This is a genomic window from Clostridium nigeriense, from assembly GCF_050585265.1.
In the GTDB taxonomy this organism is placed as follows: Bacteria; Bacillota; Clostridia; order Clostridiales; family Clostridiaceae; genus Clostridium; species Clostridium nigeriense_B.
The window spans coordinates 28472-53806 of record NZ_JBNOOE010000020.1 but is presented as its reverse complement, the minus strand read 5'-3'; the positions used below and the strand labels follow the sequence as shown (position 1 = coordinate 53806).

The following is a 25335-nucleotide window of genomic DNA, read 5'->3' as shown; positions in this document are numbered from 1 at the left end:
TTCTAGTATCGTCTAAACCTAATACTCCATTTTCTTTATATGCTTTTCTCCATCTAGCCCCTGCGCAGTCTATACGTGGTATTCCGATAACATCAACATCAAATCCAGCTTCCTCAAAAATAACTCTTGAAGTCTTTCCTTTACTGTATTCAGCGATAAAATGTATCTTAAATTCATTAGTATATGTTATTGCTTTATCACTTATTTTAAGAACATATTTATTCTTTGATAACTTATCTATTTCATAATTTGAGAATCTTATTTTACTCATAACTAATTCACCTCATAAATTTATTGTACAAAAAAAGAACCTATATAGATAGACTCTCTTTTATAAGTGTCTATCTTATAGGTTCCATTTTAGATGGGACTCCTGTCTTTTTATTGTTCATGGAACAGAAAAGTTACTGAAATCACATCTATGATTCTATTATTTCTTATTGTTACGTGGTATAATAAATTATCTTATTTGTGTAATTTACTTAAAAGGTGAGGTGGAACTTGTGATAAAGAATAATTTTGAAATTGATGTGAAAGTAAAATGTATGGAAGAAGGTCTTACACAAGTACAGTTGGCTGAAAAGGTTGGCACTTCTGCTCCATATGTTAATAGAATTATTAAGAATTCAGAGGGGATAATAAATAAAACTTTTGTATCTATGATGGAAGAACTAGGATATGACATAGAACTTACATACGTGAAACGTTGTTAGGAGGTGGTGTTATGCCAAATATATTAGTCATTGAAGATGATGCGAATGTAAATCGAGGGATAGCTTTTTCTTTGGAAAAATCAGGGAATGTTGTGTTTTCAGCTGAAACAATAAAGTCCGCAGAAGAGATTGCCATTGCTAATAAGATTGATCTTGTTATTTGTGATATTAATCTTCCGGATGGAAATGGATTGGACTTTGTAAAATGGATGAGAAAACAATACAGAACATATATCATTTGCCTTACAGCTTTAGATCAAGAGATAAGCCAAGTAATGGGGTATGAAGCTGGAGCTGACGATTATATCACGAAGCCGTTCAGCCTATCGGTACTTCTATTGAAAATTGAAGCTTATTTCAACCGTGTTAGAAATAGTAATGAAGAGAAAGAAATAACTTCAAAGGATATTCGAGTACTATCCAGGGAAATGAAAGTCTGGGTTAGAGAACAAGAAGTGTTGTTGACAAAAAATGAATGGAAAATGCTTTCTTTATTTTTAAGATACCCTAAACAGGTTTTATCCAAAAAGCAAATATTGGAAAATGTGTTTGATATTGACGGAGAGTTCGTTGATGAAAATACGGTTGCTGTAAATATTCGCAGACTTCGTGAAAAAATCGAAGAAGATCCAGCAAAGCCAATATATCTGAAAAATATACGTGGACTTGGTTATATATGGAATCAGGAGGTTGGTTAAGCTGGTGAATAAGTTAAAACACAAAAAGCAGCAGATTTTATGGTTGATATTTATAATCACCATAGCCTATGTTTTCAGTAACGGTTTAACAACATGGGTTTATTATAGCAATTACAATACAAGCATGAGTATTTTGGCAGAGGTGGCCACAAAATCCGGACAAGATGGAATTGATATTGTGGCAGATATTCTGAAAGATAATGGCATGAGTTCAGCAGAACAGGGAAAGCAACTACTTGAGAAGTATGGTTATTGGAAAAACGGAAAGAATATTTTATATCAGCAGTTTATTAAAAATATTACAGTAACAGCGTGCAGCAATTTCTTTTTATTTGCATTGCTATTCTATTTGCTGTTGTTATGGTATAGAAAAGTTCAAAAAAGAGAAAAATCCAAGTTTTTACAGATTGAGAGTACGATTACAAGTTTTCGAGAGAACAATTTTGAAGTGGCATTAGAAATGGATAATGAGGATGAACAGGAAATAATTAATTATCAGCTTGATGCCCTTGGTCATTATTTGAAATTGTTGAAGGAAGAAGCCAGATTGGAGAAAGAAGGAACTAAAGAACTAGTTTCAGACATATCACATCAATTAAAAACTCCTGTTGCGGCATTAGATGCATGCTTCAGCGTGCTGCTTCGTGAGAACCTGAGTGAGGAAGAACAAAAGGAGTTCCGTGTTAGATGCAGAAGTGCATTAGATGGATTAGAGATTCTGCTACATTCTTTATTACAAATTTCCAAAATGGAAGCAGGATTAATTCAAGTCAATAGAAAAATGCTCCCAATCATGGAAACAATAGTTAGCGCTGTAAATCGGGTCTATCCTAACGCAGCTTCAAAGGAAATTGAGTTTGTGTTTGACTATGATGAAGCATTAGAAAACTATGAAATTATGCAGGATAAAAAATGGCTGAGTGAAGCGATCATAAATGTTCTTGATAATGCAATTAAATACAGTCCGGCTAATTCGGAAATATTTGTCAGACTACAAAGACGAACAGGATTTACAAGAATTGAAATTGAAGACCAAGGAATCGGAATACCAAAGAAAGAATATCATAAAATATTCCAACGCTTTTTTAGAGGTTCCTTGTCTGAGGTTAATGAAGAAAATGGGTCTGGAATTGGATTATTTCTTTCGAGAGAGATTATTGAACAGCATGGTGGTACAATAACAGTGTCCTCTAATTTTGAAAGGAAAATGGAATTAAACAGGAAGTCTGGAAGTATTTTCATCATTCAACTGCCAGATTATGCTTCATAGATGGTGAGTAGAAGTCTTACAAAACTGTAAGACTTCTACTCATTTTTTGAAAGTGAAATGAAAGATACATTTGATAAGATACAGTAGAAAATAAAAATATGGAGGTCACTTTAATGAGCGTGATATTAGAAACAAATCAGCTATGCAAGTTTTATGGAACTAATGAAAATAGAGTAAAGGCTGTAAACAATGTAAATATTCAAATTAACCAGGGAGAGTTTGTTGCAATTGTAGGAAAGTCCGGATCTGGCAAAAGCACACTGCTTCATATGCTGGGGGGACTTGATACACCGACAAAAGGAAAAGTAATTTTATCAGGAAAAGATATGTACCAGATGAATGAGGATAAGCTTGCGGTTTTCCGCAGAAAAAAAATCGGTTTTATCTTCCAAGCATTTAACTTGGTTTCCTCTATCAATGTTTGGGAAAACATCGTATTGCCGTTGGGACTTGATGGAAAGAAAGTTGATGAAGCGTATGTGAACGATATTATTACCACTTTAGGTATTGAAAACCGCATTCATAACCTGCCAAATACATTGTCTGGAGGACAGCAGCAGAGAGTGGCGATCGCAAGGGCACTGGTAACCAGACCGGAAATTCTGTTTGCGGATGAGCCAACTGGAAATCTCGACTCCAAAACAAGCGATGAAGTAATCGCTCTATTGAAGATGACTGCAAAAAAATACGGACAGACCATTGTGATGATTACCCATGATGATGAAATCGCACAGGTTGCAGACCGCATTTTAATCATTGAAGATGGACAGGTGGTGGACTTTCGATGAAAATAATTAGCAAAATCTCATACAGCAACGATAAAAAGAACAAAACAAGAAGTATCCTAATTATGGTTGCTATCTGTTTAACGACTATGCTGCTTACGATTATTAGTACAATCGGAAATGGGGCTATCCGTCTACAACGAGAAAATGCAGCAGAAACTTACGGAAGTAACTATGGGCTGTTCCTGTCCGTAGACGATGAGCAGTTGCAGGAAATTAAGCGACGATCTGAAATAGATACGATTGGTATTATGTGTACGGCAGGTGTCTTAAAAGGAAATGAAAAAGGCGGTTTTGTCAGCGCAGATAATACTGTTATGGAAATGCTTCCTTATAACCAGGAATATAATTTAGAGGAAGGTTCTTATCCGAAAGGAAAACAGGACATTGCCGCAAGCAAGACTTTCTTTCAATCACAAGGTTATAGCAATGTAAAAATTGGGGATACCGTAACCCTTGACTACCGTTCTGGTAAGAAAGACGAATATGGAATGCAGAAATTTGTTGTAAGTGGTATCCTCTTTGATCGAGAGGAATATAGTATCGAGTCTTCTTATGTGGTTTTTTGCTCTTCCGAATTTTACAATAGCCAGTTCGCTGAAAATGAGCGAGAATACAATGTCTATTTCACATTGAGTGACGCTGTGAATGTTTCCATGAATAATGTTGACTCCGTACTTACGAAACTTGCGAATTCCTGTGGAATTGATAAAAGAAATTTGATTGTAAATGATTATTATCTGTCATGGACATTAGAACCGAGCTATGAAATGATTGCAGTATGTGGAATTCTAATTTTTGGAATAGTACTGTTCTCTGTCGTAGTAATCTACAATATATTCCAGGTTGGGATTGCTCAGAAAATACAAGAATACGGTAAAATCAAGGCGTTAGGTGCAACAAAAAAGCAAATGAAACAGTTAATCTTTTGGGAAGGAATGTTTCTTTCATTATTGTCGATCCCCGTTGGATTGGTATTGGGATTTTTTGTAGCAAAGGGAAGTTTTAGTTGGCTGATTGAGCAAGGTAACCAGGTATCTTCGGGAATGAAGAATAATCAAGTTCCATTATTCTCAATCACAATGATGTTGATTAGTGTGATTGTTTCCTTGCTTACGGTTATGTTGGCACTGCGAAAGCCGATGAAAATTGTTTCAAAAATATCGCCGATAGAAGCAACCAGGTATTTGGAGAATTCTACGAAGAAAAATCAAGGAATGCGAAAAGGAAAGAGAAATGTATCAGTCTTTTCAATGGCAATGGCAAATGTTACGGGCAATAAGAAAAGAACAATCGGTACAATTCTCACGATGGGATTATCCTGTGTGTTATTTGTAATAATTTCAAATTTTGTGGGTAATATTGATACCGAATATGAAGCAAGGCGAGGTTTGAACCACGGACAATTTGAATTAAAACTTGATTATTCGCTTGAATGGGATGAAGCATATCCCGAAAACAATTTGGACTCTATTCTTAGGAATAACCCCTTGAATGATACGCTTATTAAGGAAATCAAGAATGTTCCAGGTGTAACAAATGTGCAGACCAGAGAAGTTGCGGTTGCAAACATAAATGGTGTAAAGCAAGTTGTCGCTATCGTAAATAAAGAAGATTTTGAGAATATGCGTTATGAGGGCGATCTTGGTTCAATGAACTATGATGAAGCTGTAAAAAACGGAGATGTTTTCTTCGGTTGGTCTATGTGGATGGAGTCAGATGGATATTCGCTTAATGCTCCAGTTTCTTTTGAATTGGATAATGGAACAGAAAAATTGAATTATAGTGGAAAAATTGCGGGAGCATTTTCAAGTGCAGATACTTACCTTGTTATCCCAGAAGAAGTTTATCAGACAATGCAGCCGAATGGCTTATCTTATGGATATGTTTGGATTGACTGTGATGAAAATGATGTAGTTTCCGTTGAACAAAATGTAAGGAATCTGATTGCAGATACATCTTATGTCAGATTGAAAACATATCACGATGAGTTACAGACCGCTGAATTTGCAAGCAGAATGATGAAGCTTGGATGCTATCTGTTTATGGCGATTGTAGGATTGATTGGATTTATGAATTTAGCTAACACAATGATTATCAATATTACAACCAAAAAGCAGGAGTATGGAGTATTGCAGGCAGTAGGTATGACAAATAAGCAGTTGAACTTAGGCTTGCAGATACAAGGATTAGTTTTTACAATGGGAACAATATGCGTTGCCCTTGTTGTAGGCTTACCACTTGGTCATATGTTGTTTTCTTATGCGAAGCAGAAGGGTATTTTTGGAATGAATGTATATCATATTCCAGTTGTGCCGATTTTAGTAATGGTGCTACTGGTTGGAATTTTACAGATCATTTTGTCTTGCATTTTGAGTAACAATCTGAAAAAAGAAACTTTGGTAGAAAGAATCCGTTACCAAGATTAGATTTGATAATAAACTATAATGGATTTTTGACTATGCTTGGTATAAAATAATATATGTAGATTGACCAGTTGTTCGTACGGGCAACTAGTTTTTTAGAAAAATGGCAGAGTGGATAAAGTCTTTGTACCTAGACGTACTTGCTATCCTCTCAAGCCACGTGGAGACAGTAGTTAAGATATCACAAAAAAATAAATAGAAGTGCTTTAAGCACTGATAAATAAAGGGTTTCAGAATTGAAAAGCAACGATGCCTATTTAATGGCAAATGCTTTTGAGTTCAGAAAACCTTATTTTTTTAGTGGAGCTTTTAATTGGTAATACGAATATTTGTGAGGTTGAATAGAGTAGTAGAATCCTACTATATAATTAGTTATAAATTTATTGTTCACAGTAATTGTCAATTTGATTAAGGTTATTGAGAGAAATATAAAATTATGCTATTATGGTAATAATTTAAATAAATGTTTGTTAATGAGAATGAGAGCTGTGAAATGTATTGAATTTACATATAAATCATAAGTAATTATTCATAATTAAATAAAAAAATTGTATTGGGAGATGGTCATATGAACAAAAACAAATTAGTTGTTATAGGAGTAGGACATGTTGGATCTTATGTTTTAGCAGATGCAATGAAAATGGGTCTATTTGCTGAAATAGGAGTTATTGATATTTTAGAAAATGTAGCTTATGGAGAGGCTCTTGATCAAGCTCAAGCAACAGCTCTAACTTATATGAATAATGTAGATGTTAAAAGTGGAGGATATGAGCAATGTGCTGATGCTGATGTTATTATTGTTGCTGCAGGTCCTAGTATTATACCGGATCCTAATGATCCAGAGGGGGAACCTGATCGTACTTTGTTAACAAAAACAAATTGTGAAGTTATCCGTGAAGTTATGACAGGTATTACAAAATATACGAAAGAAGCAATTATAATTTTAATAACAAATCCATTGGATACTATGGTTTATATTGCTGAAAATGAATTTGATTATCCTGTTGGACGTGTATTTGGTACTGGAACAATGCTTGATTCTGCACGTTTACGCAAATTAGTAGCAGATACATATAGAATTGATCCTAAGTCAGTTACTGGTTATATGATGGGTGAACACGGTAGTACTGCTTTCCCTGTTTTAAGTCATGTTAATATTTCTGGTATTCCATTTACAGAATTAGATAAATATTTTGAAGGAGCAGCCGACATACAAGATCCTGAAGTGGTAAAGTCTTCAATTATTAGTGCAGCTTATAATGTATTTAATGGTAAAGGATGGACTAATGCTGGTGTTGCTCAAGCAGCAGTCACTATGGCAAAAGCAGTTTTATTAGATGAAAGAAGTGTTTATCCTGCATCTACTACTTTACGTGGTCAATATGGTCATGATGGTGATGTAGCATTAAGTATGCCATGTATTATAGGACGTGAAGGTATTTTAAAACAACTCCCTATAAATCTAAATGATTGGGAAATGCAAAAATTGGAAAAATCAATTGAATTTATTCAAGCAACTATGCGTGATGCTAAAACTGGTCCAGAGTTTATAAAATAAAATCCATAATATGAATGATAAAATTCAGTAAAGGGTTATCTTGCAAATAACCTTTTATAAATAAGCTAATAAAACTAATTAAATTCACCTATAGAAAATTATTATTATATAATATAAATTACATACAAAATACACATTTTTAGGTATATAATAATATAATAGTAATAATTTTTAAGGAGGAAATTATATGGTTTTATTTGAAGTAAATTATTTCTCAAATTCATTGGGGATTAATACTAATTTAAAAGTTATTATTCCACAAAGAGAAACAAATCAAATAGATGATAAGGATTATGATAATTATAATAAAGATGGATACCCAGTAATATATTTATTACATGGGTTAGGAAATGATGAAAGCATTTGGATGCGCAGAACTTCTATAGAAAGATATGCATCTAAATATGGTTTTGCAGTAGTTATGCCAACAACCCAATTAGGTGGTTATATAGATAATGCTTATGGAGCTAAATATTGGACATTTATTTCAGAAGAACTTCCGAGCTTTTGTAAGGAATATTTTTCTAACTTATCAGATAAAAAGGAAGATACATTTGTAGCAGGAGCATCTATGGGAGGATATGGAGCTTTTAAATTAGCCTTATCTAGACCAGAAAGATTTAAGGCAGCTGCAGCATTATCGGGACCATTAGATATTATAAATGAATCAAATCTTGAAAGGTTTAAAAGTAAAAGACCTTTTTGGGAAGAAATATTTGGAAAAATTGAAGATATAGGTGGATCTAAAAATGATTTGGTTTATCTTGTAGATTTGATATTGCAAAATAATGATATTAAGATAGAAGAAATACCCAAACTTTATTCATGGTGTGGAACAGAAGATTTCTTATATAATTGTAATTTAGAATTTGAAGAAAAAATTAAGAACTTAGGAATGAAGTTAGAGGCTAATTATTCAAAAGGTGATCATAATTGGAGTAGCTGGGACAGAGAAATAAAAAATGTATTAAAATGGTTTAGTCAATTAAGAAATAAATAAAAAATCTGTACTGGAAAATCAATAAACTTTCCAGTACAGATTTTTTATAGTTTTTGCACGTTTACAGCCATTAAGCCTTTTTCGTTTTCTTTAATATCGAAGGTTGTATTTTCTCCTTCATGAAGATCTTTATTAGGGCCTTTTTCTTTTATTTGAGAATGATGAACAAAAACATCATTACCTTCATTACAAGAAATAAAACCATAACCTTTCTCTGTATTGTACCACTTTACTATTCCGGTATAATTTGCCATTGCAAAACCTCCACTAATAAATTATCACTATATAGTATTTATAAAAAAATATATTTTAAACTTAAAATTAGATATTTCTTAAATAAAAATATAAAAACTTATATGAATAATCCTAAATTTTAACTTTATTATAGGGAATTTTTAATATATTAGTAAGAAAACTTAAATATTCTATGAAAAAATTTGAATATATTATTGACATATGAGATAAATAGATGTAAACTTTACTTAAAATTTAATAAATGCCTCACTTGATTGTGAGGTAGAGGCGCAAAATTTAACAGTCCTTAGGGGAGCTTGAGAGTGCTATGAAACTAAGGAGAAGGAAATTTTGCCGAAGCTTGTAATACTTCTCGATATTACTTGCTGGGTCTGTAGTTAAGAGCTGCAGGACTGTCTTAATAAGCTTCCCGGTTTATTAAGTTGTGCTATCTCAAATGGGAAAGATGAGGGTTTAACTAAGTAAGAATTCAAGCTGAGCCCAATTGCTCAGTTATTTTTTTTGAATCTTATCGCGAGTATTTAAGATAGCACCAGCCCCAATGGGTTGGTATTTTTTATTTAAAAAAAGGAGAGATAACTATGAAAAAGAAAATAGCACTATTATTTTTAGCTGTATTAACAGCAGCACTAGCACTAGTAGGATGTGGCTCAAAGAGCTCAGCAGATGACAATGTATTTAGAGTAGGAATGGAAGCAGGATATCCACCTTTTAACTGGACACAAAGTGATGATTCAAATGGAGCAGTTAAAATTGAAGGAAGCTCAGAGTATGCAGGCGGATATGATGTGGAAATTGCTAAGAAAATAGCAGAAGGTTTAGGAAAAGAATTAGTTATTGTTAAGACAGAATGGGATGGACTAGTACCTGCATTAACTTCAGGAAAGATAGATGCAATTATAGCTGGTATGTCTCCAACAGAAGAGCGTAAACAAACAATAGATTTTTCAGATAATTATTATCAATCACAATTAGTTTTAGTTGTAAAAAATGGAGGAGCTTATTCAGATGCTAAAACTTTAGCAGATTTTAATGGAGCAAAAGTAACAGGACAGTTAAATACATTCCATTATTCAGTAATAGATCAAATTCCAGGAGTAAATAAACTAGAGGCTATGGATAGCTTCCCTGCAATGAGAGTAGCACTTGAATCAGGAGTAATTGATGCGTATGTATCTGAAAAGCCTGAGGCTGTAAGTGCACAAGCTGCTAATTCTAATTTTAAAATGATTGAACTTGAGGATGGATTTGAGACAAGTCCTGAAGATACACAAACAGCAGTAGGTATTAAGAAAAATAGTGATTTAACAGAAAAAATTAATGGAATTTTAGCAGGAATATCAGAAGATGAGCAAACAAATATAATGAGTGAAGCTGTTAAAAATCAACCAGCAGCTCAATAAGCATTAAATTAATTAATTCGCTTTAAGTTTTAGGAGGATTAAGATGAGTATTGAATGGATAGTAAAAATACTTCAAGATAACTTACCTATGTTCTTACGTGGAGCAGGTATGACACTTTTTATTTCTATAATAGGAACTATAATAGGAACTTTAATTGGTTTATTAGTAGGTGTTATAAGAACTATACCTGTTCCAGAAAGAGGGGCTAAAAAGGTATTTCTTAAGATTATTAATGTAATTCTTTCAGTATATATAGAGTTCTTTAGAGGAACGCCTATGATAGTACAAGCCATGGTTATTTTCTATGGATCAGCACAGTTTTTAGGATTAGATATAAATAAAATAGTAGCAGCTTTATTTATAGTTTCAATTAATACAGGAGCCTATATGTCAGAAATAGTAAGAGGCGGTATTGTTTCAATAGATAAAGGGCAATTTGAAGCAGCTCAAGCAATTGGAATGACACATTCTCAAACTATGATTAATGTTATATTACCACAAGTTATTAGAAATATATTACCTGCAACAGGAAACGAATTTGTAATTAATATAAAGGATACATCAGTGCTTAATGTAATATCAGTGTCTGAATTATTCTTTACAACTAAGTCAATAGCAGGAAATAACTTTAGATATTTTGAATCTTTCTTCGTAGCATGTATTCTTTATTTCATAATGACATTTACAGTAACTAGAATATTAAGAGCTATAGAAAGAAAATTAGATGGACCTGACAATTATATTATGGCAGGAAATCAGATGCAGGTATAAAGACCTGAAGATGCTATTAGCAAAAATAAAAAATAGCATTAAACTTAGGAGGATAAATTATGGAAAAAGTAATTGATATAAAACATCTAAATAAGTCCTTTGGGAGCCATGAAGTACTAAAAGACATTGATTTCTCAGTAAATAAGGGGGAAGTTGTTTGTATAATAGGTTCCTCAGGATCAGGAAAATCCACATTACTTCGTTGTGTTAATCTTTTAGAAACTCCAAGTGGTGGTGAAATAATATATAATGGGGAAAATATTTTAGATGATAACCATAATATATATGAATACAGAACAAAATTAGGAATGGTATTTCAACAATTTAACTTATTTAATAACCACAATGTATTAAGTAATTGTGTTGTTGGACAAATGAAGGTCTTAAAAAGATCTAGAGAAGAAGCTGAAAAAGTAGCTATGAAATATTTGAAGGTTGTTGGTATGGACAAATATATAAATGCTAAGCCTAAACAACTATCAGGTGGTCAAAAACAAAGGGTAGCTATTGCCAGAGCTTTATCCATGGAACCAGATGTTATTTTATTTGATGAACCAACTTCAGCTCTTGATCCAGAAATGGTAGGAGAAGTTTTAAAGGTAATGAAGGAACTAGCAGAAAGTGGTCTTACTATGTTAGTTGTAACTCATGAAATGGAATTTGCTAGAGAAGTATCAGATAGAGTTGTATTTATGAATAATGGAGTTATTGAAGAAGAAGGAACTCCAGAGGAAATATTCAATAATCCTAAAAAAGAACGTACTCGTGAATTCCTAAAGCGTACTTTAAAATAATAATATAGAAGAATATAAGATTAATAAATTTTGAATGAGTTGTCTTTGTGGCGACTCATTCTTTATTTTTTAGAAGTTTATAAAAAAATGATTTTAATGCAAATAATATATTATATTTTTATATAATATTAATTACTAATTTCTATTTATTCTGATAATTAATTAATATACATATTTAAATGAATATATTAAAATAAAACAAGTTTTATGCAAAAAAAATGTATATTTAAAAATATTTAATTTACAAAAACAATAAAAAATATTATAATAATAGCATAGTTGTAAAGATAGGTGGTTAATATGTCTTACAAAGAAAAATTAGAAGAATTAATTAAAGAAAAAAAGGGTATTGTCTTAACAAAAGATGTTACCATGAAAGGAATCCCAAGGGAATATATTAGACAACTTGTGGATAAAGGAACTTTAAAAAGAATAGATAGAGGAGTATATATTTTTAAGGATTGTATAGATGATAAATTATATAGATTACAATCAAAATACCCATCTATTATTTTTTCGCATTTCACATCTATAGGGATACATAATTCAAAATCTAATAAGATATTAAATTATGAAGCAACTGTCCCATCTGGATATAACTCTCAAAATATTGAGGAATATGGTGTTAAAGTACATCATGTAAAGAAAGAATTATATGAAATTGGAATATGCACTGCTAAAACTGAATTTGGCAGAGATATAAAAATATATGATATTGAGAGAACTATTTGTGATATTTTAAGAAATAGAAATAAAATAGATATTACTGAAATAAATAATATTTTGAAGTACTATGCTACAAGAAATGATAAAGATATAGAAAAGCTTAAAATATATGCTAAAAAGTTCAGAATATCAAAAGTATTAGAATTATATATTCCATTTTTAATTTAATTATTTTTTACTGGTAGTATTTTTATAATATAAATAGTTTAATGACAGGAGGTAGAGAATGCACAGAAGTTTAGTAGAAAAATTTAAAGAGGCATTTACTTCGGTTTTACCAATCACAATTATTGTTATGTTACTTCATTTCACAATTTCGCCAATGCCACTTGGTACAGTTGTTCTATTTATAACTGGAACAATTTTACTAGTTATTGGAATGGGCATATTTACTTTAGGAGCTGATATGGCGATAATGCCAATAGGAGAATTTATAGGAGCAAGTTTAGTAAAATCTAGAAAGTTACTTATTTTTGTTATAGGTAGTTTCATACTTGGAGTAGCTGTTACCGTTGCGGAACCGGATTTACAAGTATTAGCTAAGCAAGTTCCTTCAGTACCAGATGTAGTCCTATTAGGGTCAGTTGCTATTGGAGTAGGTATCTTTTTAGTAATTGCACTTCTTAGAATACTATTCAAAATGAAACTATCCTATATATTATTAATAATGTATAGTATTGTTTTTTTAGTAGCAGCTTTTACATCACCAGATTATTTAGCAGTAGCTTTTGACTCTGGAGGAGTTACTACTGGTCCTATTACAGTACCATTCATATTAGCTTTAGGAATGGGTGTTTCAACAGTTCGTAGTGGTAAAAGTGCAGAAGAAGATAGCTTTGGATTATGTGGAATAAGTTCTATAGGACCGATTATTGCTGTTTTGATAATGGGAATATTTTTTGATGCATCAAACGGCGGATATGGATTTGAAACAGCTAGTACTGTAAATAATTTATCAGAGCTTTTATCATTATATAAAGATGGAATATTTGTATTTTTTGAGGAAGTTACAATAGCTTTTTCTCCAATAATATTAATATTCGCAGCATATAATATATTTTATTTAAAGTTACCTAAAAGACAAATTGCTAAAATAGCAGTTGGTATAGTCTATACAATATTGGGCTTAACAATATTTTTGACAGGTGTAAATATTGGATTTATGCCAGCAGGTAATTATTTAGGAAACTCACTTGCATCATTGTCATATAATTGGATTTTAATTCCTCTTAGTGTGTTAATTGGATTTTTTGTTGTGACAGCTGAACCTGCAGTTCATGTATTAAATAAGCAGGTAGAAGATATTACAAGTGGAGCTATTTCTAAAAAAATGATGATGGCTGGATTATCATTAGGAGTTGGTATTGCATTAGCTCTTGCTATGATAAGAATGATGTTTGGAATAAGTATTTGGTTCTTTCTTTTACCAGGATATATAATTGCTTTAACGATCACATTTTTTGTACCACAAATATTTACTGCAATTGCCTTTGATTCTGGAGGCGTAGCATCTGGAACTATGGCAGCAACCTTTTTATTACCATTTGCAATAGGGGTTTCTTCTGCGTTAGGAGGTAATCCTATGACTGATGCTTTTGGTATTATCGCTATGGTAGCTATGATGCCATTAATTACTGTTCAAATTATGGGTGTAATTTATATGGTGAAAATGAAGAGAAATAAGGATATAATTGATTATAAGGAAGATGATACAGAATTAAATGACGAAGATGATTTCGACATTATAGAGTATTAGGAGGAAAACTATAATGATTAATAAAATATCTGAAAATGCTCCATTAGTATTAATGGTTACTATAGTAAATAGAGATAAGCTAGAAAAGGTTGAAAGCTTTTTTACTAATGAAGGAATAACATTTAATCTTTCCTCATTAGGAATGGGCACTACAAATCCAACCATATTAGATTATTTTGGATTAGGAGAAGTAAGAAAGGTAATAGTATTAAGTACAATGCCATTAGGAGTATCTAAATCCATACTAAAGAAGTTAGAAAGTGAATTAAAGCTTGATAAAAATGGAAATGGAATTGCATTTACTATTACAATTACCAGCATATGTGGAAGCAGAACTTGTAGAGTTTTAACTGGAGCTTCACATATAGAAGGAGGAGATAATATGGAAGAATTAAATAAGCATGATTTGATTATAGCAGTAACTAATCGTGGATATTCAGATGATGTAATGGAAGCAGCAAAGCTAGGAAATGCTTCTGGTGGAACTGTAATTCATGCAAGAGGAATGGGGCTTAAAGAAGCAGAAAAGTTTTTTGGTGTAGCAATACATCCAGAAAAAGAGGTTATTTTGATATTAACGTTAAGTAAGTTTAGAGCCGATATAATGAAGTCAATTTGCAGTAAAACAGGTTTCCAAACAGAAGCTAAGACAATAGCATTTTCTCTTCCAGTAAATGAAGTTGCAGGATTACCAACATTCTTTCAAGAAAATAATATTTAATTAATAATTGACAACTATTTAGTTTTAGAATATTAAAAAGCTTTGGAGGGATGTATATTTAATGTCAAGATCTATTGCAACTAAAAAAATGTTAGCAGAATCATTAAAAAAAATAATGAAGACAAAACCCTTAAATAAAGTGTCAGTAAAAGATATAGTTAATGATTGTAATTTAAATAGGCATACTTTTTATTATCACTTTAAAGATATTTATGATCTTATTGAATGGATATATAGAACAGAGGCTATTGAAGGAATAGCAGGACATAAAAATTATGAAAATTGGACTGACGTTTTTTACAGTATATTTATATATATAGAAAATAATAAAGAGTTTTGCTATAATACATTAAATTCTTTAAGTAGAAATAATTTAGAGATGTATTTATTTTCTGTTATAAATAATTTTATTATGGGAGTAATAGAAGAAGTAGCTATTAATATAAATGTAAAAGAAAATGACAAAAAATTTATAGCGGATTTTTATACACATGCTTTTTCAGGAATTGTTATACAATGGATGAGGAATGGGATGAAGGAAGATCCAAAGGTATTAATAGAGAAGTTAAAGTATTTAATAGAAGGTAGCTTTATAAGAGCATTAAATAAATATGAAACAATGGCTTAATCGAATAGATTAAGTCTTTTTTTATGAATTTAATAATTATTATTAAATATAAATATATAAAGTTATTATTTTATATATGGGGGATTAAGGTATGCCTAAAGGATTTTATACATTTAATAATTATTTAAAAGGGAATACAAGTTTAATTACGGCTTCTATGGAAGACTATATTGAAATGATTTATAGATTATCTAGTGAAACAGGTTTTACTAGAGTTGGAGATTTATCTAAAGCTTTAAATGTTAAGCCATCTTCAATTACAAAGATGATTAAAAAGTTAGATGAACTTAATTTGGTTAATTATGAGAAGTATGGATATATTAAATTAACTTCAAATGGAAGTAGCTATGGTGAATATTTATTATATAGACATAATACTATAGAGAAGTTTTTAAAAACTATAGGAGTTAATGAAAATATATTAGAAGAAACTGAAAAAATAGAGCATGTACTAAGTAAGGAGACTTTTGAAAGAATTGAATATTTTATAGAAATTATTGAATATCATCCAATAATTAAAGAAGAATTAGGGAATAATATATAATATAATAGTTTACTTAATTTTAAATAGGAGTGATTAGATGAATTCAATTTGGAGTGAAAGCTATAATATAGAAAGTCGAATGGAGTTAAAGTATAAGGAGGAAGCAGAAGTTGTAATTATAGGGGGAGGAATAGCAGGTTTGCTTACTGCTTATATGCTTAAAGATAAGGGGATAGATGTTGTAGTGATAGATAGAGGCAGGGTTTTAAAAGGAAACACTTTAAATACTACTGCAAAGATAACAATACAACATAATATTATATATGATAAATTGATTAATGAGTTTGGAGAGAATAATGCGAAAAGATATGCTATGGCAAATATGCTTGCGTTAGAAAATTATGAGGAAATAATAAGTAAGAATAATATTGATTGTGAATTTGAAATCGAAGATGCATATGTATATTCTTTAGATAATCCTGAAAAAATTGAAAAAGAATACAAGGCGGCAATAAAACTTGGGATTGATGCTGAATTAGTAAATGAAATAGAACTTCCATTCAAAATTGCAAAGGCAGTTAAGTTTAAAAAACAAGCGAATTTTAACCCTATTAAATTTTTAAATTTTATAGCTAAGGATTTAACAATATATGAGAATACAAGGGCAATAGATATAAAAAATAATGTAGTAATTACAGATAAGGGAAGAATAAAAGCAAAAAATATAGTAGTAGCGACTCACTTCCCAATTATAAATACGCCTGGATATTATTTTTTAAGAATGCATCAAGAAAGAGAATACGTAATGGCTTTTAAGAATGCTCAAATTCTAAATGGAATGTATATAGATGAAAAGGATGGAGGATATTCATTTAGAAGATATAAAGACTATTTAATTTTAGGGGGAGCAGCAGGGAGAACTGGTAGTAATGAAGAAGGCGGTTCTTATAATAAGTTAAGGGAATTAGCTAAAAAACTTTATCCAGATGCTGTTGAGAAGTATCATTGGTCAGCTCAAGATTGTATAACTTCAGATGGTATTCCATTTATAGGAGTTTACTCTAAGGAAATGCCTAATGTTTACGTTGCAACTGGATTTAATAAGTGGGGTATGACATCTTCGATGGTATCAGCAATAATAATAAGTGGTATGATTACTGGAAAAGCATATACATTTAATGAAATATTTTCACCAAGTAGATTTGATATGACGGCATCTATAAAGAATTTGGCTAAGGATGGATTTGAAACTACATATAACTTTATAGCTCAAAAAATAAGAATTCCAATGGAGACTATAGATAATATAAAAAATGGAGAAGCTGGAATAGTTACATATGAAGGTAGTAAGGTTGGTGTTTATAAAAATAAAGAAGGAAAAGCATATACTGTATCTACTAAATGCCCTCACTTAGGTTGTGAACTAAAATGGAACGGAGATGATTTATCGTGGGATTGTCCATGTCATGGATCAAGGTTTGACTATAAGGGAAACCTTTTAGACTCACCTTCTATTAAAGAATTGAAATATGAAAAATAATAATTTCTATAAGAATAAAAAAACTTTTTTTGAGGGATGGTATTTTAAACATCAATCTAAAGATTTTAGCATTGCTTTTATTCCAGGTATCAATATAAGTAAAGATGGAAGAAAATATTCTTTTATTCAAGTTATTACAAAAGATAGTTCTTATAATATCAACTATGATTTTAAAGATTTTTCTATTAGTGAAGATAGGCTCACTATAAAAATAAAAGATAATATTTTTTCTAATAAAGGGCTTATATTGAATATAAAACATAAAGATATTACTGTAAAAGGAAGAATTATTTATAGTGATATTATTACAGTTAAAGGAGATATTATGGGACCATTTGCCTATTTTCCTTTTATGGAGTGTGTTCATGGAGTATTAAGTTTAAGTCATAAGGTAAATGGAAATTTATTTATAAATAATGAAGAAGTAAATTTTATAAATGCCAAGGGATATATAGAAAAAGATTCAGGAAAATCATTTCCAAAGACTTACTTATGGGTTCAAAGCAACGATTTTAAGATAGAGGACATGAGTGTCATGGTATCTATAGCAGATATACCTTTCTTAGGCTTTGAATTTAAAGGATGTATAGCGATAGTTTATTATAAAGGAAAAGAATATAGATTAGCTACATATAATGGAGTGAAGTTAATTTTATATGGTGAAAAGGGATTAATAATAAAAAGAGGGGCATATAAGTTAGAGATAGAAATAAAAAATTTATCTTCACAAAGTCTTTTAGCGCCTAATGGAGGAGAGATGATAAGAACTATACATGAAAATATATCATGTAGTGCTAGATTTAAATTTTATAAAAATAAAGATTTACTATTTGACTTAGAAAGTCATAATACTAGTTTTGAATATGTAGGGAAATAAGAAGTTTACTTATATAAATTTTGATAAGTATTTAAATAATAAAAGGTGCATACATTTGTATGCACCTAAATTAATTACATTGATTTGTGGAATGTTCTGTTTATAACATCTAATTGTTGCTCTCTAGTTAACTTAATGAAGTTTACAGCATAACCTGAAACTCTTATAGTTAATTGAGGATATAATTCTGGATGATCCATAGCATCTAATAGAGTTTCTCTATCAAATACATTTACGTTTAAGTGATGAGCATCTTGACCAAAATATCCATCCATTAATGAGCTTAAGTTCTTAATTCTATCTTCAGGAGTTTTTCCTAAAGCATCTGGAATTATTGAGAAGGTATTTGATATACCATCTTGTGAATGCTCATATGGTAATTTAGCAACTGAGTTTAATGATGCTAATGAACCACTATTATCTCTTCCGTGCATTGGGTTAGCACCTGGAGCAAATGGTTCTCCTGCTTTTCTTCCATCAGGAGTAGTACCAGTTTTCTTACCATAAACAACGTTTGAAGTTATAGTTAAAACTGATTGAGTATGATATGCATTTCTGTATGTCTTGTTCTTTCTGATCTTGTTCATCATGTTTTCAACTAGATATACAGCTATATCATCAACTCTGTCATCATCGTTTCCGTATTTAGGGAAATCACCTTCGATTTCGAAGTCTACAGCAATTCCTTCTTCATTTCTTATTGGCTTAACTTTAGCATATTTAATAGCTGAAAGTGAGTCAGCACAAACTGATAATCCAGCTATGCCACAAGCCATTGTTCTGAATACATCTCTATCATGCAAAGCCATTTGTAATTTTTCATAAGAATATTTATCGTGCATGTAGTGAATAACATTTAAAGTGTTAACATAAAGGTTAGCTAACCAATCAGTCATTATTTCAAATTTATCCATTACTTCATCGTAATTTAAATATTCACTAGTAATTGGAGCTAGTTTTGGACCAACTTGCATTCCATACTTTTCATCTCTTCCGCCATTTATAGCGTAAAGTAAAGTCTTAGCTAAGTTAACTCTAGCACCAAAGAATTGCATTTGCTTACCAACTCTCATAGCAGATACGCAACAAGCAATTGCATAATCATCTCCCCAATATGGAGCCATTAAATCATCATTTTCGTATTGAACTGAGCTTGTATCAATAGAAACCTTTGAGCAGAAATCTTTGAAGCCTTGAGGTAATCTAGTTGACCAAAGAACAGTTAGGTTTGGTTCTGGTGATGGTCCTAAAGTATATAAAGTGTTAAGAATTCTGAAGGAGTTCTTAGTAACTAAAGTTCTTCCATCTAATCCCATACCACCAATTGATTCAGTAACCCAAGTTGGATCTCCTGAGAATAAATCATTATATTCTGGAGTTCTTAAGAATTTAACAAGTCTTAACTTCATAACGAAGTGGTCAACTAATTCTTGAGCTTCTTCTTCTGTAATTAATCCAGCTTTTAAGTCTCTTTCAATATATATATCTATGAAAGTAGAAGTTCTACCTAGAGACATAGCAGCACCATTTTGGTCTTTTATAGCTCCTAAGAATCCAAAGTATAACCATTGAATAGCTTCTTTTGCATTATTAGCAGGCTTTGATATATCGAAACCATAAGTTTCAGCTAATCCCTTTAATTCTTTTAATGCAACGATTTGATCAGAAATTTCTTCTCTTAATCTAATTACATCTTCATCTATACATCTAACTTCTAAGCTCTTCTTTTGTGCAATTTTATCTTCTATTAATCTATCTACTCCGTATAGAGCAACTCTTCTATAGTCACCTATGATTCTTCCTCTACCGTAAGCATCTGGAAGACCAGTTATTACACCTGATTTTCTTGCAAGTCTCATTTCATCAGTATAAGCATCGAAAACACCTTGGTTATGTGTCTTTCTATACTTAGTAAATATTTCTGAAATTTTTGGGCTTACTTCATATCCGTATGATTTTGCAGCGTTTTCAGCCATTCTAATTCCACCAAAAGGCATAACAGCTCTTTTTAATGGAGCATCAGTTTGAACGCCGACTATTTTTTCAAAAGCTTCATCAATGTAACCAGCTTTATATTCATTGATACCTGAAATAGTTTCAGTATCAACATCTAAAACGCCGCCATTTTCTCTTTCTTTTTTGAATAATTCACTTACTTCTTCCCATAACTTTTTAGTTGCATCTGTTGCGCCAACTAAAAAACTGTCATCGCCAGTGTATGGAGTATAGTTTAATTGAATAAAGTTTCTAACATCAACTGATTTAGTCCATTGACCTTCTTTAAAGTTGATCCATTCTTGCTTCATACATTGCACCCCTTTTTTATAATTTACGAATATTTTTGCAGATGGAAATTATTCTCAATGAATAATTTTTATCAATTAGATAATAACATTAAATAATAAAAAGTGCAAGTAGAACGTTTAATAATTAACAAAGTATTCCATTTTCAAATTTTAATATATTGATTATATAAACTTGCACACATATAATTATAAGGTATAATTATAAAAATTTGGAGGTTTTTTTTATGGGTGCAGGTAGAAAAATTTGCAGATGTAGAAATGTTAGTTATTTAGATATAAGACATGCAATGAAAGCAGGAGCTAGAGATATAGAAGATATAATGGAAAATACAGGGGCAGCTACTTGCTGTGGAGGTTGCACAAGTGAAGTATTATCAATATTAGAATCTGTATGTAGTTGTAATTCTGTTTCTATGCAAGAAGTAGTGGAAGCTGTTAAAAGTGGAGCAGATACAGTTGAAAAGGTAGGAGATATTACTAATGCTGGAACTACTTGTGGAAGATGTAGTTCTTTAATTCAAAATATTATTGATTTAAAAAGATAAAGCATTTCTTAGAATAGCTTTTTATAGTTTTAGCTTTTAGTTCTAAAGTACTTCTATTAATTTTGCCAGGACTTCTATATTGTAATGGAATAAGCAAAATTGATAGGGGTACTTTTTTATACAATTTGTAAAATCAGTGGTATTAATTTTAAATTTTATTTAATTAAATTAAGTATATTTGATTGAAAATTAGATGATTATAAAGAAAAATATGATTATTTTTGAATGAAAATGACTGAAAATGGTTGAAAGCGATTTAAAAATATTATATTATTTGGTTAGGGAGTGATTTTTATGTTGACGGAAGAAAGACATAAATTTATTTTAGATGAGCTTAGAAGGAAATCAGTAGTATATGTAAGTGAACTTGTAAAGATGTTGGATACTTCAGAATCAACTATTAGAAGAGATTTAACTTTTTTAAATTCTGAAGGAAAGCTTAAAAAAGTTCATGGTGGAGCTACTTTACTTGAAAGAGAGTTCAATACTAAAGATGACTATGTATCTATTAGAGAAAATCTAAATATGAAGGATAAGGCAATCATTGCAAGATATGCAGCTGCTTTAGTTAAAAAAGATGACTTCGTATATATAGATTCAGGAACTACGACAAATTTAATGATAGATTACTTAGAAGAAAAGAATGCAGTATATGTAACTAATGGTATAAATCAAGCAAAAAAATTAATTAGTAAGGGATTTAAAACTTATATTATTGGAGGAGAACTAAAAAGCTCTACTGAGGCAATAGTAGGAGTAGAAGCTATAAATAGCTTAAAAAAATATAATTTTACTAAAGGTTTCTTTGGAACTAATGGTATCTATGAGTATAGAGGTTATACAACCCCAGATATGAGAGAAGCATTGGTAAAAGAAGAAGCAATTAAAAGAACTAGAAATCCGTTTATATTAGCAGATAAAACAAAGTTTAATGAAATAAGTTGTATTACATTTGCCGAGTTAGATGAGGCTGTAATAATTACTACTAAATTAGAAGATACTAGATATTATGATGAAACTAAAGTTGTGGAGGTACTAAATTTATGATTTATACTATAACATTTAATCCAGCTCTTGATTATATAGTTAGAGTTGATGAATTTAAATTAGGTCAAGTTAATAGAACATCTTATGAAGAGATTTATGCTGGAGGAAAAGGAATAAACGTTTCTATAGTCCTAAATAATTTAGATGTAGAAAATATAGCATTAGGATATATTGCTGGATTTACAGGAGAAGAAATTGAAAGCAAAGTAAAGGATATGGGATGCAAGACAGACTTTATAAAGCTTGATAATGGTATGTCTAGAATAAATGTTAAGTTAAAATCTAATGAAGAATCAGAAATAAATGGTCAAGGACCAGATATTAATGAGAGTGATTTAAATAAATTATATGGAAAGTTAGATTTATTGAAAGAAGGTGATATTCTAGTTTTAGCAGGAAGTATTCCTAAAACTCTTCCAGAAAATATATATGAAATAATAATGGATAGATTAAAAGATAAAGAAGTTAAGATAATAGTAGATGCAACAGGAGATTTATTACTAAATGTATTAAAATATAAGCCATTTTTAATTAAGCCAAATCACCATGAATTAGGAGAATTATTTAATATTGAAATCAAAAATGAAGAAGAAATAATTAAGTATGCAAAAGAGCTTAAGAAAATGGGAGCAATGAATGTATTAATTTCTAGAGCTGGTGATGGAGCTATATTTATAACTGAAGATAACAGAGTTATTAAATCAGAAGTTCCAAAAGGTAAATTGGTTAATTCTGTTGGAGCAGGAGATTCTATGGTTGGAGGATTTGTGGCTGGTTATTTAAAAAATAATAACTTAGAAGAAGCCTTTAAAATGGGCGTAGCAACAGGAAGTGCCAGTGCTTTTTCAGAAGGTTTAGCAACAAAAGATAAAGTTTATGAATTATTAAAAGAAATACAATAATTTGGAGGTTTAATTATGAAAATTACAGATTTATTAAGTAAAAAATCTATTGCGATAAATCCTAAAGTTTCATCAAAAGAAGATGCTATAAATACGTTAGTTGACTTAATGTATTCATCAGGAAAGTTAAATGATAAGGAAGAATATAAGAAGGCTGTTTTAGCGAGAGAGGAACTTAGTACTACAGGAATAGGGGATGGAGTAGCTATTCCACATGCAAAGACTAAGGCTGTAAATGATGCTGGATTAGCAGCAATGATAGTTAATGATGGAGTAGACTATGATTCATTAGATGGAAATCCTGCTAAAATATTTTTTATGATTGCAGCTCCAGATGGAGAAAATAATCTTCATTTAGAAGTATTAGCAAGACTTTCTACAATGTTAATGGATGAAAAGTTTAGAAGTGCATTAGAAAATTCAAAGTCTCCGGATGAGTTTTTAAATTTAATAGATGAGTTTGAAAATGCAAAAGTTAATAAAGTTAAGGAAGAAAGCAAAGATGGATATAGAGTTTTAGCAGTAACAGCATGTCCTACAGGAATTGCACATACTTATATGGCTGCTGAAAGTTTAGAAGAAAAAGGTAAGGAGATGGGAATCTCTATAAAGGTAGAAACTGACGGATCAGGTGGTGCTAAAAATATATTAACTTCTAAGGAAATTGAAGAAGCAGAATGTATAATTGTAGCAGCTGATAAAAAAGTAGATATGGCAAGATTCGATGGTAAGAAGGTAATTCAAACTAAAGTATCGAATGGAATACATAAGGCAGAAGAATTAATAAATAGAGCCGTTTCAGGAGATGCGCCTATTTATCATCATAATGGAGCAAAAGCTTCAGAAGAGGATAATTCAGAAGAGAATGAAAGTATAGGACGTCAAATTTATAAGCATCTTATGAATGGTGTATCTCATATGTTACCATTTGTAATAGGTGGAGGTATATTAATTGCTTTAGCATTCTTATTTGATGACTACAGTATAGATCCTAATAATTTTGGAAAGAACACTCCATTTGCAGCATTTTTAAAGACTGTTGGAGATACTTCATTTAATTTCATGTTACCAATACTAGCTGGATACATTGCAATGAGTATAGCTGATAGACCAGCCCTTGCTGTAGGGTTTGTAGGTGGTATGCTTGCAAATCAAGGTGGTTCAGGATTTATTGGAGCATTGCTTGCAGGTTTTATTGCTGGATATTTAATGTTATGTTTAAAGAAAGTGCTTTCTAAACTTCCTAATAGCTTAGAAGGATTAAAACCAGTATTATTATATCCTTTCATTGGAATATTATTAATAGGAGCGGTTATAATTTTTGCAATTAATCCACCAGTAGCAGCATTAAATAATGGAATTACTAATACTCTAAATAACATGGGAGAAAGCAGTAAGATATTACTTGGTGCAGTTTTAGGTGGAATGATGGCCTTTGATATGGGTGGTCCTTTAAACAAGGCAGCTTATGTATTCGGAACAGCATCATTAGCTAATGGACAATTTGAATTTATGGCAGCAGTTATGATTGGTGGTATGGTTCCACCATTAGCAATAGCTTTATGTAGTACATTCTTTAAAAAGAAATTTACTGAAAAAGAAAGACAATCAGCATTAACTAACTATATTATGGGATTATCCTTTATAACTGAAGGGGCAATTCCATTTGCAGCAGCAGATCCACTTAGAGTAATACCTTCATGTGTAATAGGATCAGCAACAGCAGGTGCTTTATCAATGTTCTTTGAATGTTCATTAAGAGCTCCTCATGGAGGAATTTTTGTATTACCAGTTATAACGAATCCATTTGGATATTTTATAGCTTTAGTTGTTGGATCTGTAGTAGGAATGATAGTTCTAGCACTATTAAAGAAAAGTAAATATTAATATAATTATGAAAAGCCATGAGATTTTCTTATGGCTTTTTAATTTTTTATTAGTTATAAAAATGGGTGTATAAAGTAAGTATTCTGGAGAAAATCGAAGAAAAATAAAAGAATATTCATGGGGAAAAAGAAATAAAAGAAAATGTAACAGATAATTGTTATTATTTACAAAATAAATATTTGAATAATAAATCTATATGTAATATAATATAATTATAGGAAAAAAATACAAGAATTATATAT

The 25335-nt window shown here is 30.7% G+C and carries 24 protein-coding genes and 1 riboswitch; of the genes, 21 read left to right on the top strand and 3 right to left on the bottom strand.

Features of this window, described 5'->3' with window-relative positions; genetic code table 11:
* On the bottom strand, nt 1-271 hold a 271-nt coding region (locus ACQPVP_RS14870; RefSeq protein ID WP_430851238.1), incomplete at its 3' end, for an HTH domain-containing protein.
* Between the two features lie 232 nt (nt 272-503).
* Between ACQPVP_RS14870 and ACQPVP_RS14865 the strand changes: the two genes are divergently transcribed.
* The 7 genes from ACQPVP_RS14865 to ACQPVP_RS14835 all read left to right on the top strand — a co-directional run bounded on the left by ACQPVP_RS14865 (nt 504) and on the right by ACQPVP_RS14835 (nt 8450).
* Nucleotides 504-713, top strand: a complete 210-nt coding sequence (locus ACQPVP_RS14865; RefSeq protein ID WP_430842928.1) for a helix-turn-helix domain-containing protein — start codon at nt 504-506, stop codon at nt 711-713.
* An 11-nt stretch (nt 714-724) separates the two neighbouring features.
* Complete coding sequence (locus ACQPVP_RS14860; protein ID WP_430851236.1) at nt 725-1411, top strand: response regulator transcription factor; 687 nt, start codon at nt 725-727, stop codon at nt 1409-1411.
* A gap of 4 nt (nt 1412-1415) precedes the next feature.
* A complete protein-coding gene (locus ACQPVP_RS14855) occupies nt 1416-2681 on the top strand; it encodes a sensor histidine kinase (RefSeq protein WP_430842932.1) in 1266 nt (421 codons plus the stop codon).
* Between the two features lie 113 nt (nt 2682-2794).
* The gene (locus ACQPVP_RS14850; RefSeq protein ID WP_430842934.1) at nt 2795-3469 is read left to right on the top strand and encodes an ABC transporter ATP-binding protein; all 675 of its coding nucleotides are present in this window, start codon (nt 2795-2797) and stop codon (nt 3467-3469) included.
* The gene (locus tag ACQPVP_RS14845) at nt 3466-5895 is read left to right on the top strand and encodes an ABC transporter permease (RefSeq protein ID WP_430851234.1); all 2430 of its coding nucleotides are present in this window, start codon (nt 3466-3468) and stop codon (nt 5893-5895) included. The genes ACQPVP_RS14850 and ACQPVP_RS14845 overlap by 4 nt, the downstream gene beginning before the upstream one ends.
* Nucleotides 5896-6460: 565 nt before the next feature.
* Nucleotides 6461-7450, top strand: a complete 990-nt coding sequence (locus ACQPVP_RS14840; RefSeq protein WP_430851232.1) for a lactate/malate family dehydrogenase — start codon at nt 6461-6463, stop codon at nt 7448-7450.
* 187 nt (nt 7451-7637) lie between these two features.
* Nucleotides 7638-8450, top strand: coding sequence for an alpha/beta hydrolase (locus ACQPVP_RS14835; RefSeq protein ID WP_430851230.1), 813 nt, complete (start codon nt 7638-7640; stop codon nt 8448-8450).
* A 44-nt stretch (nt 8451-8494) separates the two neighbouring features.
* Here ACQPVP_RS14835 and ACQPVP_RS14830 read toward each other — a convergent pair whose 3' ends face one another.
* Nucleotides 8495-8704: a cold-shock protein gene (locus tag ACQPVP_RS14830; protein WP_430842752.1), complete on the bottom strand. Its 210-nt coding sequence runs from the start codon at nt 8702-8704 to the stop codon at nt 8495-8497.
* Between the two features lie 255 nt (nt 8705-8959).
* Nucleotides 8960-9143, top strand: a riboswitch (Lysine riboswitch).
* A gap of 143 nt (nt 9144-9286) precedes the next feature.
* Between ACQPVP_RS14830 and ACQPVP_RS14825 the strand changes: the two genes are divergently transcribed.
* The 10 genes from ACQPVP_RS14825 to ACQPVP_RS14780 all read left to right on the top strand — a co-directional run bounded on the left by ACQPVP_RS14825 (nt 9287) and on the right by ACQPVP_RS14780 (nt 18406).
* Complete coding sequence (locus tag ACQPVP_RS14825) at nt 9287-10108, top strand: transporter substrate-binding domain-containing protein (protein WP_430842754.1); 822 nt, start codon at nt 9287-9289, stop codon at nt 10106-10108.
* Between the two features lie 43 nt (nt 10109-10151).
* Nucleotides 10152-10880: an amino acid ABC transporter permease gene (locus ACQPVP_RS14820; RefSeq protein WP_430851228.1), complete on the top strand. Its 729-nt coding sequence runs from the start codon at nt 10152-10154 to the stop codon at nt 10878-10880.
* 59 nt (nt 10881-10939) lie between these two features.
* The gene (locus ACQPVP_RS14815) at nt 10940-11674 is read left to right on the top strand and encodes an amino acid ABC transporter ATP-binding protein (protein WP_430851226.1); all 735 of its coding nucleotides are present in this window, start codon (nt 10940-10942) and stop codon (nt 11672-11674) included.
* Between the two features lie 300 nt (nt 11675-11974).
* Entirely contained in the window at nt 11975-12568 is a 594-nt protein-coding gene (locus tag ACQPVP_RS14810; RefSeq protein WP_430851225.1) for a type IV toxin-antitoxin system AbiEi family antitoxin domain-containing protein, read from the top strand.
* Nucleotides 12569-12626: 58 nt separating this feature from the next.
* Complete coding sequence (locus ACQPVP_RS14805; RefSeq protein ID WP_430851224.1) at nt 12627-14156, top strand: DUF1538 domain-containing protein; 1530 nt, start codon at nt 12627-12629, stop codon at nt 14154-14156.
* 13 nt (nt 14157-14169) lie between these two features.
* Nucleotides 14170-14877 (top strand): hypothetical protein, encoded by a 708-nt coding sequence (locus tag ACQPVP_RS14800; RefSeq protein WP_430851223.1) that lies wholly within the window; start codon nt 14170-14172, stop codon nt 14875-14877.
* A 61-nt stretch (nt 14878-14938) separates the two neighbouring features.
* On the top strand, nt 14939-15505 hold the full coding sequence (dhaS, locus tag ACQPVP_RS14795) for a dihydroxyacetone kinase transcriptional activator DhaS (RefSeq protein WP_430851221.1): 567 nt from the start codon (nt 14939-14941) through the stop codon (nt 15503-15505).
* A gap of 91 nt (nt 15506-15596) precedes the next feature.
* Nucleotides 15597-16049: a metal-dependent transcriptional regulator gene (locus ACQPVP_RS14790; protein ID WP_430851219.1), complete on the top strand. Its 453-nt coding sequence runs from the start codon at nt 15597-15599 to the stop codon at nt 16047-16049.
* Nucleotides 16050-16086: 37 nt separating this feature from the next.
* On the top strand, nt 16087-17529 hold the full coding sequence (locus ACQPVP_RS14785) for an FAD-dependent oxidoreductase (RefSeq protein ID WP_430851217.1): 1443 nt from the start codon (nt 16087-16089) through the stop codon (nt 17527-17529).
* Nucleotides 17519-18406 carry a tocopherol cyclase family protein gene (locus ACQPVP_RS14780; RefSeq protein ID WP_430851216.1) on the top strand — a complete coding sequence of 296 codons (888 nt, stop codon included), beginning with the start codon at nt 17519-17521 and terminating at the stop codon, nt 18404-18406. The genes ACQPVP_RS14785 and ACQPVP_RS14780 overlap by 11 nt, the downstream gene beginning before the upstream one ends.
* A 74-nt stretch (nt 18407-18480) precedes the next feature.
* Here the strand turns inward: ACQPVP_RS14780 and pflB are convergent, their stop codons facing one another.
* Nucleotides 18481-20712: a formate C-acetyltransferase gene (pflB, locus tag ACQPVP_RS14775; RefSeq protein WP_430851214.1), complete on the bottom strand. Its 2232-nt coding sequence runs from the start codon at nt 20710-20712 to the stop codon at nt 18481-18483.
* Between the two features lie 224 nt (nt 20713-20936).
* Between pflB and ACQPVP_RS14770 the strand changes: the two genes are divergently transcribed.
* From ACQPVP_RS14770 to ACQPVP_RS14755, 4 genes are all read left to right on the top strand, one after another.
* Nucleotides 20937-21257: a (2Fe-2S)-binding protein gene (locus ACQPVP_RS14770; RefSeq protein ID WP_430851212.1), complete on the top strand. Its 321-nt coding sequence runs from the start codon at nt 20937-20939 to the stop codon at nt 21255-21257.
* A 294-nt stretch (nt 21258-21551) separates the two neighbouring features.
* The gene (locus ACQPVP_RS14765) at nt 21552-22304 is read left to right on the top strand and encodes a DeoR/GlpR family DNA-binding transcription regulator (protein WP_430851210.1); all 753 of its coding nucleotides are present in this window, start codon (nt 21552-21554) and stop codon (nt 22302-22304) included.
* Nucleotides 22301-23206 (top strand): 1-phosphofructokinase, encoded by a 906-nt coding sequence (gene pfkB / locus ACQPVP_RS14760; RefSeq protein WP_430851208.1) that lies wholly within the window; start codon nt 22301-22303, stop codon nt 23204-23206. The genes ACQPVP_RS14765 and pfkB overlap by 4 nt, the downstream gene beginning before the upstream one ends.
* 15 nt (nt 23207-23221) lie before the next feature.
* Nucleotides 23222-25093: a PTS fructose transporter subunit IIABC gene (locus tag ACQPVP_RS14755; protein WP_430851206.1), complete on the top strand. Its 1872-nt coding sequence runs from the start codon at nt 23222-23224 to the stop codon at nt 25091-25093.
* Nucleotides 25094-25335 lie beyond the last annotated feature (242 nt).

Excerpts from the sequence above, each read along its gene's own strand:
- ACQPVP_RS14850 (WP_430842934.1), top strand. The coding sequence starts at position 2,795 with ATGAGCGTGATATTAGAAACAAATCAGCTATGCAAGTTTTATGGAACT.
- dhaS (WP_430851221.1), top strand. The coding sequence starts at position 14,939 with ATGTCAAGATCTATTGCAACTAAAAAAATGTTAGCAGAATCATTAAAA.
- ACQPVP_RS14805 (WP_430851224.1), top strand. The coding sequence starts at position 12,627 with ATGCACAGAAGTTTAGTAGAAAAATTTAAAGAGGCATTTACTTCGGTT.
- ACQPVP_RS14820 (WP_430851228.1), top strand. The coding sequence starts at position 10,152 with ATGAGTATTGAATGGATAGTAAAAATACTTCAAGATAACTTACCTATG.
- ACQPVP_RS14755 (WP_430851206.1), top strand. The coding sequence starts at position 23,222 with ATGAAAATTACAGATTTATTAAGTAAAAAATCTATTGCGATAAATCCT.
- ACQPVP_RS14835 (WP_430851230.1), top strand. The coding sequence starts at position 7,638 with ATGGTTTTATTTGAAGTAAATTATTTCTCAAATTCATTGGGGATTAAT.
- ACQPVP_RS14860 (WP_430851236.1), top strand. The coding sequence starts at position 725 with ATGCCAAATATATTAGTCATTGAAGATGATGCGAATGTAAATCGAGGG.
- ACQPVP_RS14800 (WP_430851223.1), top strand. The coding sequence starts at position 14,170 with ATGATTAATAAAATATCTGAAAATGCTCCATTAGTATTAATGGTTACT.
- ACQPVP_RS14785 (WP_430851217.1), top strand. The coding sequence starts at position 16,087 with ATGAATTCAATTTGGAGTGAAAGCTATAATATAGAAAGTCGAATGGAG.
- ACQPVP_RS14765 (WP_430851210.1), top strand. The coding sequence starts at position 21,552 with ATGTTGACGGAAGAAAGACATAAATTTATTTTAGATGAGCTTAGAAGG.
- ACQPVP_RS14825 (WP_430842754.1), top strand. The coding sequence starts at position 9,287 with ATGAAAAAGAAAATAGCACTATTATTTTTAGCTGTATTAACAGCAGCA.
- ACQPVP_RS14770 (WP_430851212.1), top strand. The coding sequence starts at position 20,937 with ATGGGTGCAGGTAGAAAAATTTGCAGATGTAGAAATGTTAGTTATTTA.
- ACQPVP_RS14830 (WP_430842752.1), bottom strand. The coding sequence starts at position 8,704 with ATGGCAAATTATACCGGAATAGTAAAGTGGTACAATACAGAGAAAGGT.
- pflB (WP_430851214.1), bottom strand. The coding sequence starts at position 20,712 with ATGAAGCAAGAATGGATCAACTTTAAAGAAGGTCAATGGACTAAATCA.
- pfkB (WP_430851208.1), top strand. The coding sequence starts at position 22,301 with ATGATTTATACTATAACATTTAATCCAGCTCTTGATTATATAGTTAGA.
- ACQPVP_RS14790 (WP_430851219.1), top strand. The coding sequence starts at position 15,597 with ATGCCTAAAGGATTTTATACATTTAATAATTATTTAAAAGGGAATACA.
- ACQPVP_RS14815 (WP_430851226.1), top strand. The coding sequence starts at position 10,940 with ATGGAAAAAGTAATTGATATAAAACATCTAAATAAGTCCTTTGGGAGC.
- ACQPVP_RS14845 (WP_430851234.1), top strand. The coding sequence starts at position 3,466 with ATGAAAATAATTAGCAAAATCTCATACAGCAACGATAAAAAGAACAAA.
- ACQPVP_RS14810 (WP_430851225.1), top strand. The coding sequence starts at position 11,975 with ATGTCTTACAAAGAAAAATTAGAAGAATTAATTAAAGAAAAAAAGGGT.
- ACQPVP_RS14780 (WP_430851216.1), top strand. The coding sequence starts at position 17,519 with ATGAAAAATAATAATTTCTATAAGAATAAAAAAACTTTTTTTGAGGGA.
- ACQPVP_RS14840 (WP_430851232.1), top strand. The coding sequence starts at position 6,461 with ATGAACAAAAACAAATTAGTTGTTATAGGAGTAGGACATGTTGGATCT.